Annotated in this window: 11 protein-coding genes; 7 read left to right on the top strand and 4 right to left on the bottom strand. The window is 42.7% G+C overall.

Annotated elements, in window-relative coordinates:
- Window positions 1-127 precede the first annotated feature (127 nt).
- The 3 genes from R4I06_RS00130 (at window position 128) to purF (ending at window position 2,919) form a co-directional block, all read left to right on the top strand.
- Window positions 128-766, top strand: coding sequence for a 50S ribosomal protein L25/general stress protein Ctc (locus R4I06_RS00130; RefSeq protein WP_334413470.1), 639 nt, complete (start codon window positions 128-130; stop codon window positions 764-766).
- 32 nt (window positions 767-798) lie between these two features.
- On the top strand, window positions 799-1,368 hold the full coding sequence (gene pth / locus R4I06_RS00125; protein ID WP_334413469.1) for an aminoacyl-tRNA hydrolase: 570 nt from the start codon (window positions 799-801) through the stop codon (window positions 1,366-1,368).
- Between the two features lie 135 nt (window positions 1,369-1,503).
- Complete coding sequence (gene purF / locus R4I06_RS00120) at window positions 1,504-2,919, top strand: amidophosphoribosyltransferase (protein ID WP_334413468.1); 1,416 nt, start codon at window positions 1,504-1,506, stop codon at window positions 2,917-2,919.
- A gap of 24 nt (window positions 2,920-2,943) precedes the next feature.
- On the opposite strand, the gene R4I06_RS00115 is transcribed toward purF, so the two are convergent.
- A complete protein-coding gene (locus R4I06_RS00115; protein WP_334413467.1) occupies window positions 2,944-3,882 on the bottom strand; it encodes a complex I NDUFA9 subunit family protein in 939 nt (312 codons plus the stop codon).
- 151 nt (window positions 3,883-4,033) lie between these two features.
- Window positions 4,034-6,100 (bottom strand): ATP-dependent DNA helicase RecG, encoded by a 2,067-nt coding sequence (locus R4I06_RS00110; RefSeq protein WP_334413466.1) that lies wholly within the window; start codon window positions 6,098-6,100, stop codon window positions 4,034-4,036.
- A 63-nt stretch (window positions 6,101-6,163) separates the two neighbouring features.
- On the opposite strand from R4I06_RS00110, the gene R4I06_RS00105 reads away from it, so the two are divergent.
- Complete coding sequence (locus R4I06_RS00105; protein WP_334413465.1) at window positions 6,164-6,697, top strand: flavoprotein; 534 nt, start codon at window positions 6,164-6,166, stop codon at window positions 6,695-6,697.
- A gap of 16 nt (window positions 6,698-6,713) precedes the next feature.
- Here R4I06_RS00105 and mnmE read toward each other — a convergent pair whose 3' ends face one another.
- Entirely contained in the window at window positions 6,714-8,039 is a 1,326-nt protein-coding gene (gene mnmE, locus R4I06_RS00100) for a tRNA uridine-5-carboxymethylaminomethyl(34) synthesis GTPase MnmE (RefSeq protein WP_334413464.1), read from the bottom strand.
- Between the two features lie 289 nt (window positions 8,040-8,328).
- Between mnmE and xseA the strand changes: the two genes are divergently transcribed.
- Window positions 8,329-9,495, top strand: coding sequence for an exodeoxyribonuclease VII large subunit (gene xseA, locus R4I06_RS00095; RefSeq protein ID WP_334413463.1), 1,167 nt, complete (start codon window positions 8,329-8,331; stop codon window positions 9,493-9,495).
- A gap of 21 nt (window positions 9,496-9,516) precedes the next feature.
- Here xseA and R4I06_RS00090 read toward each other — a convergent pair whose 3' ends face one another.
- Window positions 9,517-10,674 carry a phosphoglycerate kinase gene (locus R4I06_RS00090; protein WP_334413462.1) on the bottom strand — a complete coding sequence of 386 codons (1,158 nt, stop codon included), beginning with the start codon at window positions 10,672-10,674 and terminating at the stop codon, window positions 9,517-9,519.
- 418 nt (window positions 10,675-11,092) lie between these two features.
- On the opposite strand from R4I06_RS00090, the gene R4I06_RS00085 reads away from it, so the two are divergent.
- Both R4I06_RS00085 and R4I06_RS00080 read left to right on the top strand, forming a co-directional pair.
- Window positions 11,093-11,518: a hypothetical protein gene (locus R4I06_RS00085; protein ID WP_334413461.1), complete on the top strand. Its 426-nt coding sequence runs from the start codon at window positions 11,093-11,095 to the stop codon at window positions 11,516-11,518.
- Between the two features lie 454 nt (window positions 11,519-11,972).
- Window positions 11,973-12,470 carry a hypothetical protein gene (locus R4I06_RS00080; RefSeq protein ID WP_334413460.1) on the top strand — a complete coding sequence of 166 codons (498 nt, stop codon included), beginning with the start codon at window positions 11,973-11,975 and terminating at the stop codon, window positions 12,468-12,470.
- Window positions 12,471-12,475: the final 5 nt, after the last annotated feature.

Below are 12,475 nucleotides of genomic sequence, written 5' to 3'. Positions count from 1 at the left end.
TGAGAATTTAGGAAATTCTCAAAATCATAAATTTTTCTGTAAAATATGGCTTTATACACCACGCGTATTGTTATATGCTTGTGGCTGTCCTTTTGCGTAAGGTTCCGTTTTTTAGAGGAAGTTCAATATGGATCACGGAGATATGGTGGTGATGAACGCCTCTGTTCGTTCCAAGTGTGGAACAGGCAGTGCGCGTGCACTTAGGTCGGCAGGGCTTATTCCCGCCGTTGTGTATGGAGGGGATCGCGATCCTGTGAGTATATCTTTGTCACATGGAGATTTTCTAAAGCAGTGCCGCATGTTTTCTATTTACTCTAGGATTATTGAGTTACACATAGCAGACAGTAAGCCTGGGAAGGAGTACGTCGTTGTGAAAAGTGTACAGAAGCATCCTGTTAGTGGCGGTGTTTTACATGTGGATTTTCAGTTCGTTGAGCCTAGCGCTGAGGTCAAGATTGAAGTTCCTATAGTGTTCCTCAATGAGCAGAAGTGTGCTGGTGTAAAGCGCGGTGGGGTTTTGAACGTGTTGCATCGCTCCCTTACCGTTATGTGCTCACCACACAATATACCTAAGCCGTTGGAAGTGGACTTAATAGATCTTAGTATAGGCCACTCTTTACACGTAAGCGACTTAACTCTGCCCAAGGAAATCAAGAGTGTCGCAATGAATGAAGACAATCCTGTGATAGTAACTCTGTCAGGTGCAAGTGGCAGCCTTGAAAGTGAAGCTGAGGAGGCTCCTTCCTCGGACGCTCCTGCACAATAACATTTTCAACTCGCTAGTCGTGGTGGCAGGGCATGTTTCTATTTGTGGGGCTTGGTAATCCCGGCAAGAAGTATGAGTCTACGCGACATAATGTTGGGTTCATGGCAGTTGATGCCATAGCCCGGGATTTTGGGTTTCCTACGTTTTCTCAGAAGCATCTATACATGGTTTCTGTTGGAAAAATAGACCAACACAAGCTGGTGCTTATAAAGCCTTGTACATACATGAATAATTCTGGCGTTGCAGTGTTGAGTGCTGTAGGGACTTACAAAATTGCCCTAGATTCTTTAGTGGTCTTTCATGACGATGTAGCATTGTTATTGGGAGCAGTAAAAGTCAAAAAAGGGGGAGGAAGTGCAGGTCATAATGGTATTCGCAGCATAGACAGTAGTGTAGGTAGCGAATATTGGAGGATAAGAGTAGGCATCGGACCACAAAATCCTGAGGGAAGGGACTTATCCAGCTTTGTTCTCTCAAACTTCGACAACATAGAAGAGATGCAAAACATACTGGACAATATTTCTGCAAACGTACACTCCCTGCTAAACGGGGATCCTCGCCAGTTAGGGCAGAAAGTGTCCGAACCTAAAAAATGTACATGAGCATTTCTACATTGTCTCAAGAGTGTACACTCTTTTGTGTATGTATCAGGGGCGGCAGGAGATACTAATCTGATTAATACTAGAGTGATTATCTTCTCGGTGGTAATATGGTTAATTGATAGTGTAGAGTGATACATGCAGTTTGTAAGCATATACGAAGAGTGTGGTGTTTTCGCTATACAAAATCACAAGGATGCAGTTCACAAATCCCTGTTGGGTCTTCATGCACTTCAGCATCGTGGCCAAGAGTCTTTCGGTATCGTTTCTTCAGATTTTAAGGAGCTATATTCCTATCATAGCAAAGGTCATGTGAATAGCGCCTTTTCCGATCAGAGCGCCATCTCGTTATGCGGAAATACAGCTATTGGGCACGTCCGGTACTCTACAAGCGGAGCGACCACTTCAAAAGGATTAGCTGTACAACCCTTCACTGTAGACAGCAAGTTTGGCAAAATTGCTGTTGCGCACAATGGTAACATCACGAATGCCCATCCACTTCGGGATATGCTGCTGGCGCAGGGATGCAAATTTTCTTCAGACATAGATACTGAAGTAATAGCCCACCTGGCGGCAACGCAGTCAGCGGATACCTTTTTTGATAGCGTTGTTTCAGCGGTACAAGAGGTGAAGGGCGCGTATTCGTTGGTATTTTTAGACAACAATTTGCTAATGGGTGTTAGGGATCCTGCGGGAATAAGACCTTTGGTTTTGGGAATGGTCGATGGATCATATGTTTTAGCATCAGAGACATGTGCTTTAGACATAGTGAAGGCAGAATTCGTGCGAAATATACAGCCAGGCGAGTTGATTATTATAGATCGCTCTAACAATTTGACGAGTGTATTTCCATTCAAACAGCCTACAAAGAGCAGTTTTTGTATTTTTGAATATATCTATTTTGCTAGGCCAGACAGCATAGTGGAGGGCATATCCACTTACAATGCGCGCAAAAATATAGGCGCCGAGCTGGCGGTAGAAAGTCCTCCTCCAGAAAATGTGGATATCGTGGTGCCCGTCCCGGACTCTGGTATCCCTGCTGCTATGGGATATGCCACAAAATCTGGTGTACCATTTGAATTTGGAATAATAAGGAACCACTATTCAGGGCGCACATTCATACAGCCAACGCAACAATCGCGCAAGTCTCAAGTAGAATTGAAACACAATGCAAACTCCTCAGTATTGCGGGGGAAAAATATCGTACTTGTTGATGATAGTATAGTGAGAGGAACGACATTACGTGAGGTAATAGCTTTACTAAAGAACGCAGGCACAAAAGACATTCATTTGAAGATATCGAGCCCTCCAACAAAGTACCCTTGCTTCTATGGTATAGATACGCCCTCACAATGTAGTCTGATATCTAACAATTTTTCCCAAGAAGAACTCCCGGGTATACTGGATTGCAGCAGCGTATCTTTCATAAGCATAAACGGCTTGTATAGAGCCATTAGGGGAGAAGATCGCAACAGTGATGCTCCGCAGTATTGTGATGCCTGTTTTACGGGACTCTACCCTGCTGGAGTGATATCGCACTCAGATACGAGATAATATTCTTACAAAGATCAGAGTAACCTAGCTTTTCGCATACATTTTCAAGTGCTCTGTCATGATAGTCTCCATTTCTGTGGACGTATTGTAGATTTTATATAGGCCACTAGCGACTATATCGTGCTTTAATAGCTCTAATTGATTTCTTGTGATTACTGGCTCTGAGCTTCCCGTAAGGGGCTTCAATAAAAACGATATAATCTTAAATTCACAGAACACGGCTATCACTTTTGCGAGAAAATGTGGAACTTTGATTATTATCTTTTTCCGCAATGTTGCATCCAGCACAAATCTCATAAGTGCATGGCTGGAATAGGTTTTAGGGCCACATATCTCACATATGCCCTCCAAATCTGAACAATTTTCTATCAAGTCCACCGTCACATCTGCAAGATCTCCTACATACACAGGCTGCAGGAGTTTATCTCCTTTCCCTATGGTAAATAAAAATGGCGATACTGTGGCTAATCTTGCAAATTTATGGAAGAAATTATCTTCATCTCCAAAAACCAAATTAGGTCTTACGATGATAGCATCTTTGCACATGCTTTGTACTTTTTGTTCCCCTTCCAACTTGGTCTTTGCGTAAGGAGAGCGCGTTGCTAACTCTATGCCCATAGCGGAAAAATGCACATACTTTTTCCCATACTTTGATGCAAGTTTTGCCAGATTGTATGGCACAGCAACGTGTAAGTATCTTAGCGCTGCCTCACGCATCTCATTTATGGTTCCCACCAGATTTACTACAGCATCGCATCCAGATACTAGTTTTTCAATAAGCTTGATATCAGATAGATCACTTTCAACTATTTCAACCTGGCCTAGGTTGCCCAGCAATTTCAGTCTGGCGGCCTTGTCCTTACTGCGTGTAACTACATAAACGTGGTATCCCTTTGCCACTAGGCGACACACAATGTGCCCTCCTATAAACCCGCTACCGCCAAATATAACTGCCTTCTTCACAAAAATATCCTATGCAAAATCATGCCAGTATATCCTATAGTCAGTGTATTGCGAAACTTGCCACAAATCAGTCTTTTAATTTGTGTGAAAAACACCGCCTCTCCGCAAGATATGTGTACACTCCAGTTATATTAAACGCTCATATTGCTTCTCAATAGTTAATATTTGAGAGTTGCCTTCCATATATTTCAACCAGCTCATGAACTAGCTGCACTCCCTTGTCGGTTTTTACCATACTGCGGATATCGGAATATGCGCTTGACATACCGCTAAAGTCTAGCGGGTCTGCAAATCTGAATGACGCAATACCTGATTGCTTATTTCCCAACACATCGCCCCCACCGCGTAATATAAGATCCTGCTCTGCAATAAAAAAACCATCCTGGGAATTACACAAAACACTCAGCTTATGCCAGGAAGTGGTGTTTACATCGCCATGCAGTAGTATACAAAAAGATTTCTTATTGCTCCTTCCAACCCTACCCCTTAACTGGTGAAGTTGGGACAGCCCAAATCTTTCAGGGTTCTCTATAACGATTATCGTAGCATCGGGAACGTTAACGCCCACTTCTATGATAGAAGTCGCGGCAAGTACTTTTAGCTCACCGGAATAAAATTTCATCATCACATTGTCATTGTGTGATTGTGCCAGACCTCCGTGTACCATCCCTACCGTATCGCCGAATGTTTCTTTTAAGTACTGGAACCTGCTTTCCACAGATGAAACATCATGCATCTTAGACTCTTCTATGTGTGGGCATATCCAATAAGCTTTATTCCCCCTCTCAATCATACTATGCAGTCTGGCACACACCTCATCCATTTTACTCACATTTACCATGCTAGTTCTTATTGGTAGCCTACACTTTGGCTTATCTGGCAAAGTTATTCTGTCCATATTCCCATACAATATCTGCTCTAGCGTTCTCGGAATAGGGGTCGCAGTAATGAATAAAATATCTGCTGATATTCCTTTTTCAATGAGTTTCATGCGCTGTAAAACTCCAAATCTTTGTTGTTCATCTATGACAACTAATCGCAGATTGCGAAATTTTACAGATTCTTGAAACAGAGCATGAGTGCCTATGACAATGTGTGCGTCACCATTTATGAGTGACTCCTTGATAGCAGATTTGTTTTTTGAATTGCCCGTGAGCATTTCGACCCGTATGTCCATGCTTGAAAGCATCTCGCGTATCCACGTGCAGTGCTGTTCGGCTAAAATCTCCGTTGGGACCATAAATGCAACCTGCCCCTCACCTTCTACCGCGCTTAGCATAGAAAACAATGCCACTACCGTCTTCCCGCTTCCAACGTCGCCTTGCAAAAGTGCCGTCATTTGTCTATCTGACATCTGAGATTTAGTAATTCGCTGTATGGCCGATTTTTGGCCAGAGGTAAGCTTGAATTGCAACTTTGTCAAAACTTGCTTGTGATACACCCCCTTAACATTTATTGAAACGCCAGCACACTCACCTTGCCGTTTGTACGCAAGGTATGTTGCCGCGTGATATGCCAAAAGTTCGTCATACGCCAGTCTTTGACGACACACACTGACCTCATCTAGACTTTGGGGATTGTGCACTCTGCTGACACTTTCTTTCCAGTTGTACCAAGAATTTTCCTTCATAAGCTGAGGATTTATCCACTCATTAGGTCCCTCTATTAGCCGCAGCGCAGTCTTGATTACCCTGTGAACCATCCTGGAATGCACGCCCTTAGTGACGGAATATACTGGCTCCAGTACGCATATCTCTGGAAATCTGTTAACATTGCTTGTGATGTAGTCAGGGTGAGTAATTTGCAAAGAATCATCCCTGCGCCTTTCCAACTTCCCGCTTACTACGCACACTTTTCCTATCTTGAGAACATTTTCAAGATATGAGTTAGAGTAGTGGAAGAACGCCAACCATACCTCGCCGATTTCCGATCCTAGCAATACTTTGTACGGCAATCCGGTTTTTTTGCCTCTTTTGCCCATAAATGGTGGTAGGTGTTTTTTTACCACTGCCGAGAATGTCACTACCTCCCCAACAGGAATTCTTTCCAAGTCAGTGTTTCTCCTATCCACATAACTATATGGAGCGTATAGTAACAAATCCACAACCCTAGCGCCTCTGCATAACTTCTCCAGCAGTGCACCCTTTTGGTTGTCCACCCCTGGAATATCGTATATGCTGGTGAGCATTCCTATTGCTTTTTGTTGCTTTGCTACCATGTGTATAGAACTGTAATAAGCGTCGCTGTAATAGGGCTGTTTCGCATTTTTGTAGGGTACAAAATGAACATATTGCTCATTATATCTGGCAGTGTAGCAGCGTATAAATCACTTGAAGTTATCAGAGAGTTGAAAAGAAGAAAACACAATTTGCAATGTGTGCTCAGTAAATGTGGTGAAAAATTTATCACTCCTATGTGTGTGTCGTCGCTATCTGGTAATTATACTTACAGCGCCGAAGATGCTTTCAGCCCCCATGATAGCATGAAACATATCACGCTTTCTAGGAAATCTGACCTTATACTAGTCGCTCCAGCAACTGCTAACCTAGTGGCAAAAATAGCACACGGTATATGCGACGATCTTCCCACTTCCATAATACTGGCATCAACTGCCCCTCTTGTTGTAGCTCCAGTAATGAACTCGGTTATGCTACAATCTCCTGCAATGTCGAGAAATCTGGAAATACTACGCAATGATGGAGTCCATATTATAGACCCTGAATTTGGGGAACTGGCATGCGGTGAAGAGGGGTATGGCAAAATGCCACATACCGATACGATAGTCTCATTTGTGGAAAAACTGTTGCTTCCTTGAGCTAACAGCATCGTGGTTACTTACCAACACAAAACTTCCCAAATATACTGGATAAGATATCATCAACATGCACTGCCCCTGTAATTGCACCTAGTTCTTTTGCCGCTAATCTCAAATATTCAGCAATGATTTCTACCGGCATTTCTTCATTTATCTCCAAAATGTTCTTTATTGCATTTTGAACATGTCCTCTATGCCTCTGTGATGTAATTAGGACATCACCGTGCTTTGGAAAACTCTCCTTTGATTTTTCGCTAATCTGCGCCAATAGGTTGTTTACCCCCAAATTGTTATGCACAGAAAGTAGACAAAAGCTCTTTCCTTTTATTTCCAATATGTCGTATTTCGCGTCATCAGCCTTGCTCAACACGTAAATTGTATTTTCATCGTGAAGTTTTTCTAAGATATTGAAATCAAAGCTCTCAATCTCACCATATGGAACCATAACAACTTTTATATCAGCCTCCTGAGCCGCAAGTTTTGCTCTCTTTATCCCCTCACATTCGACAAAGTCTGAGCTTTCTCTAATCCCGGCAGTGTCCACAAATATGAATGGATAGCCACCTATATCCACACATACTTCCAACATATCACGCGTTGTTCCTGGATATTCCGATGTAATGGCAATTTCCCTCTGTGCTATGAAGTTAAATAGAGTGGACTTACCCGCGTTTGGAGCACCTAAAATAACCACTCTTGCCCCATTTTTGAGTCTCTCCCCCCTGTTTTCGTCGTTGATATGTTCTTTAAGCATTTTGTGAAGCTCTTCTATCTCGTGGTGTATACCCAACAAAACATCTGACGAGATGTCTTCTGGAAAATCAATACATGCTTCCAGTCTCGAAATAACACTTATTACCGCATTGCGCCAATTTTTGTACAGCGCCTCAAGTTTACCCGAAGTTTGCGCAAGCGCTTGCCTTAATTGCGCTTCGGTCTCCGCATTGATAAGATCAGCTATTCCCTCAGCTCTTGTTAAATCAATCTTCCCATTTAAAAATGCCCTCAGCGAAAATTCCCCCGGCTCAGCAATCCTGATGAACCCCTGTAGTTCCTCGAAAATGAGCCTTATAACCGCATTACTCCCATGTACTTGTAGCTCTACCACATCTTCTCCAGTAAAACTATTGGGGCCAGGAAAATAAAGTATTACTGCATAATCTATGGGAATACCCTTCCTGTCATAAAGCGTTTTACAATGGGCCATCCGGGGTTCTATCTCTCCCTTGACACCCATGTTCCTTATGGCATCTAAAGACGCTGGTCCTGATATTCTTATGACTGCAACACCGGATTTTCCTCTAGGGGTTGACAACGCGAATATAGTGTCCGCCTTTGGCATCTATCACTTTCTTTATAACAGCTTCCTGCACATTATCCAGCCCCACAACACAAGCGCTGTGTGCACGTGACCAATATAGCACAGTTTATGCTTACATGAACTCGGTAATTCTACGCCACCAGCATTTGCTCCCGATACTGCCCCAGATAGCATTTCTCAGCTCTATAATTCCGAACTCCAACCGCTTGCGGTCATCTGAACATTTTCTAGTTTTTATTATTAATGTGCCTATTCTCATGGTAGATACTGAAAACTCGTCTTACCGAGAGTAGTTTGTTGTTTTAGCGGCATGATACCTGAATTCACAGTAACGGAAATAACTTCAGTACTCAAAAACCTCTTACATGAGGTGTTTTATTCTATACGCGTTCGCGGTGAAATAAGTGGAGTATCACATCCTACCTCTGGGCATGTGTATTTTACACTCAAAGATGATAACTCCGTCCTCAACGCGGTATGCTGGAACCACACGAAAGTTAAAGCCCCCTTTCGCAATGGAGTAGAAGTAACCTGTTCTGGTCACTTGAGCATTTATCAGTCCAAATATCAGTTAATACTGACCGATATGGAGCTTGTTGGGGATGGAAAGTTGGCTGCTATGCTGGCAGAGCTTAAAAAGAAACTCGAAACAGAGGGCCTCTTCGATATAAAACGCAAAAAAAGACTGCCTCTGCTCCCTATGAAAATCGGTGTGATAACTTCCTCCACTGGAACCGTGCTCCAAGATATAATCAATAGGGTTACAGATAGATTTCCTTCCCATCTCATTTTATGGGCCGTACACGTCCAAGGTACACAAGCAAGCTCTATGGTTGCAAATGCCATTAGGGGGTTTCACGCTCTTGAAGACAGCCCTGACGTAATAATAGTTGCACGAGGAGGAGGAAGTGTAGAAGATCTATGGCCATTCAATGATGAAGCGCTCGCGAGAGTGGTGGCATCGTCAGAAATACCTATAGTTTCTGCCATAGGGCATGAAACAGATTTTACTATAATAGATTATGTCGCAGATTTGCGAGCTCCGACACCTACTGCAGCTGTTGAGCTCATACTGCCCGAAAAACACAAGCTTCTGGAAAGCCTAGAAATAAATTTTCTGAGAATGGCGGCCGCATTCAGAAAAGTCATACAAGCATACCAGTATCGTCTATTGAAGTTCCAAAATTCACTGATCGAATGTGGACGCAAAGTATTAAAATACGAAAAAGCCGCTGAGGAGCTACGTCATCGTATGTTTGCCGCGCTTCAAACTACAATTTTTGGGTACAAACAGAATCTAGAGAGTTTAAAACATCGGTTAGACCACTACGATAAACAACATATTCTAAATGTGGGATATGCTGTTATCTATAATAGTAGCGGATTGCAGGTTGTATCCACAGCTACCGTTCTTCCTGATGACGTAGTTACCATTGAACTCAAGGATGGTAAAGTCAGAGCGCTAATCCTTCCATAAACATTTCACGCGCTAAAGAACCTAAACATTACTCAAGAAATGCAACAATGCTCCTCCTCCCGTAGAAACGTATGTAAAATTGCTCTCAGAATATCCTAAAAGTCTCATTGCAAGTATACTTTCCCCTCCTCCAAGTATTACAGCAGCGCCCCTTTCTTTTTTGCAGTCCACCAGCATCCTAACCAAATCAGAAGTTCCACCTATAAAAGAGCTTTTCTCAAAAAGCCCCATAGGCCCGTTCCATAATATCGTTCTACAACCACTGAGCACTTTGGCAATCACTTCAGATGTTTCTTTTCCTATATCAAAAATGCAATCCTCTTCTGAAACACTTCCGTTGTCCTTTGTTGTCGCCATTGCCTCTGCATTTTTTGCAACAACGTGGTCTACTGGCAGGACAATATTGCATCCGCTGGTTTTCGCTTCTTCATAGACTGCATCCACATCGTCTAAACATTTATCACATAGCGAGTTTCCAACGTTCAAACCTTTGTACAACAAGAAAGTGTTTGCGACGCCTCCTCCCAATACGAGATAGTCAACTTTACGCGCCAAGTTTCGAAGTACAGGTATTTTAGTCGACGCTTTTGCTCCGCCTATAATAGCGGCCACCGGATGATCCTTGACTACACTCCCTAAATGCTTAAGTTCCTCTTGCAAACTCAACCCAGCAAATGTGGGCATCATCTTTGTTATGGCATTTACCGATGCGTGTTTTCTGTGATAACAGGAAAATGCGTCATTAACGTAAATGTTTGCGAAACTTGCCAACTTTCTCGCAAAATCAGGATCATTATTTTCCTCCCCTTCGTGAAATCTAAGGTTTTCCAGCAGAATAACGGAGCCCCATGGCAAAGATTCCACAACAGTATTAACCCTTGAGATGTCCTCACTGCCTATGAAGGTAATGCTTTTACCTAAAATATCGCTTATGGCGGGCACTAGAGGTTCGAAGGAAAATTCCATGTCTTTTCCTTTGGGCCTTCCCAGGTGAGATATTATGATGACCTTTGCTCCTTTCTCTATCAAACATTCCACAGTTGGAATAACTCTTCTTATTCTGGTAGTATCCTGTATGCAGCCTCCATCAACAGGGACATTGAAATCCACTCTGAGTAAAATCTTGTTTCTGTAAGCACTACAATTCTGTACTCCAGGCAAAGCTTTAATATCTTTCACGAAACCCACCCTTGATAAAACAACACCTTCACTCTCTAATATACTTTTAACTGTGTCTGCGATAAATATCTAACAAGTTGAGTTATAACCTTATACTTTTCACACAGAACAGTCTTTTCAATATTTTACACGTGCGAAACGCAAAGCCCCGAGAAAATTACTGCACTACTTGAAGCTCCTTACACTGTGAAATTTTAGTCCAGTCTTTTCTGTTGCAAACATGAGTGATTGCTTGGTTCAATGTCCTACTCTGCTACTACTCCCCAAATCTCATTAAAGAATTAGCACAAGTCACACTTCCGCTGCCATAGTGCCACACCTCACAGTTGATATTCAATCTCACAATCTCACTATTATGCCTTATTTAACTACGCGAAGTGTATACTCCTAACAGGTTGGTATTACTAGGTATCATATTATGCAGCAAGTTCCTGAAGAATCCGCTGTAAATGCAAACCCGCAAAAGTTGCTCTGGGAAGTTTCAAGACATCAAAAATACAGTAATGGGTGCCTATCCCATGTTTCCTGTCTATATTCTATTGAAGTATGTAGCATCAAGGGTATGTTGACTTTCAGTGTCGAACCGATAAAAAAGATTTTACTAAGGATAAACCTTTCTGTCGACTGTGTGCTCCTGAACAAAGCTGTTGGCATAGAGATACTGTGTGGCGTATCTTTTATCAAGTTCACGAGTAAGAAAAAGAGCTACAACGCCCGGATGCTCGACCTTTCAAAGTACTTGGAGACTAACCTGGGTATCGTCCTGCCAGATAGCATTAAGAAGAGTTTCGCGGAAGAATTTGATGAAGCTGCAAAGCTGTTGAAGAGTTCATTCAGCATGTAGCTCGATAACGGCCACCAACTACGCGCATATAGGGTACATATGAAGCAGACTGGGGTTCTGACCGCGGGCTAGCGTATTTTCGGGTGGTTTCGGGAGTTGGCAAGTGTGTCCTGCTTGTTATCTTTCCAGAATGCAAAGAATTGCACGCGCAATATTTATGTTCTTAAGAAGGGGTTATTCTAGAATTAAGAACACAAAATCAGGCCACCTTGCCGCATTAAGTAATGCCTTGCAATACACGATATAGATGGTAGTGTATACACCGTGTTACGTTACAATTGTGGTTCGTGTTTATTGGCCGTTCGTATGCCTTCTTGCACCCTGTAAGTAAGAGGACATGTTAATATAATGGCAACAATGGGTTGGTATAGTGCGCGCGACGCGTGGATTGTGCCATTATACGTGTGTCGCATGTACTTGCTTGCTCTGGTGTATGGGGGAATGGAGCTTAGTTATGAGTGGAAGTGTTATCAGCGCAGAATCAAAAGTGTTGTTGGCAAAGGTGTTCATCTGCTTCTTCATGGCCTGTTTTATAGTTACTGTAGGTCTAGTTGTAGGAAATAAGTTTTCGTCGTCTGATGATTCGAGGACAGGGTGGGCTGTGGATGATCCGTTTTTGGGGTTTTCCGTATCGGTAATATGTTGCCTTGCGGTTTTGCTTCTTCTCTCAATGATCACGTTAGTTCTCATGTGGGGCACAGTTCCCAAAAAGCACAGAAAAACCTTCTCTGCCGCTGTTTTGTGGTTGTCTTTGACTATTGCTAAACTGCTGTGGAATACAAAGCTCATGATGGTAGACGGTAAGCTGTATGTACAAGGTAAACCAGTTAATACCAAACCTGGTACAGACCCTAAGAATGACAAAGCTCCAGGAACCGTTCCATGGCTTTTAGACGTTTCTGAATCTATTCGTATACATAGAATGCTTTTCAGACAGCTAGTTTTGGCTTAGAAATG

The organism is Anaplasma bovis (assembly GCF_036903315.1).
Taxonomy (GTDB): Bacteria; Pseudomonadota; Alphaproteobacteria; order Rickettsiales; family Anaplasmataceae; genus Anaplasma; species Anaplasma bovis.
This window is presented reverse-complemented; position numbering and strand designations above follow the sequence as displayed.

Bases quoted from the DNA above. Each gene is read 5' to 3' on its own strand.
- R4I06_RS00130 (WP_334413470.1), top strand. From the start codon at position 128: ATGGATCACGGAGATATGGTGGTGATGAACGCCTCTGTTCGTTCCAAG.
- pth (WP_334413469.1), top strand. From the start codon at position 799: ATGTTTCTATTTGTGGGGCTTGGTAATCCCGGCAAGAAGTATGAGTCT.
- purF (WP_334413468.1), top strand. From the start codon at position 1,504: ATGCAGTTTGTAAGCATATACGAAGAGTGTGGTGTTTTCGCTATACAA.
- R4I06_RS00110 (WP_334413466.1), bottom strand. From the start codon at position 6,100: ATGGTAGCAAAGCAACAAAAAGCAATAGGAATGCTCACCAGCATATAC.
- R4I06_RS00105 (WP_334413465.1), top strand. From the start codon at position 6,164: ATGAACATATTGCTCATTATATCTGGCAGTGTAGCAGCGTATAAATCA.
- mnmE (WP_334413464.1), bottom strand. From the start codon at position 8,039: ATGCCAAAGGCGGACACTATATTCGCGTTGTCAACCCCTAGAGGAAAA.
- xseA (WP_334413463.1), top strand. From the start codon at position 8,329: ATGATACCTGAATTCACAGTAACGGAAATAACTTCAGTACTCAAAAAC.
- R4I06_RS00085 (WP_334413461.1), top strand. From the start codon at position 11,093: ATGCAGCAAGTTCCTGAAGAATCCGCTGTAAATGCAAACCCGCAAAAG.
- R4I06_RS00080 (WP_334413460.1), top strand. From the start codon at position 11,973: ATGAGTGGAAGTGTTATCAGCGCAGAATCAAAAGTGTTGTTGGCAAAG.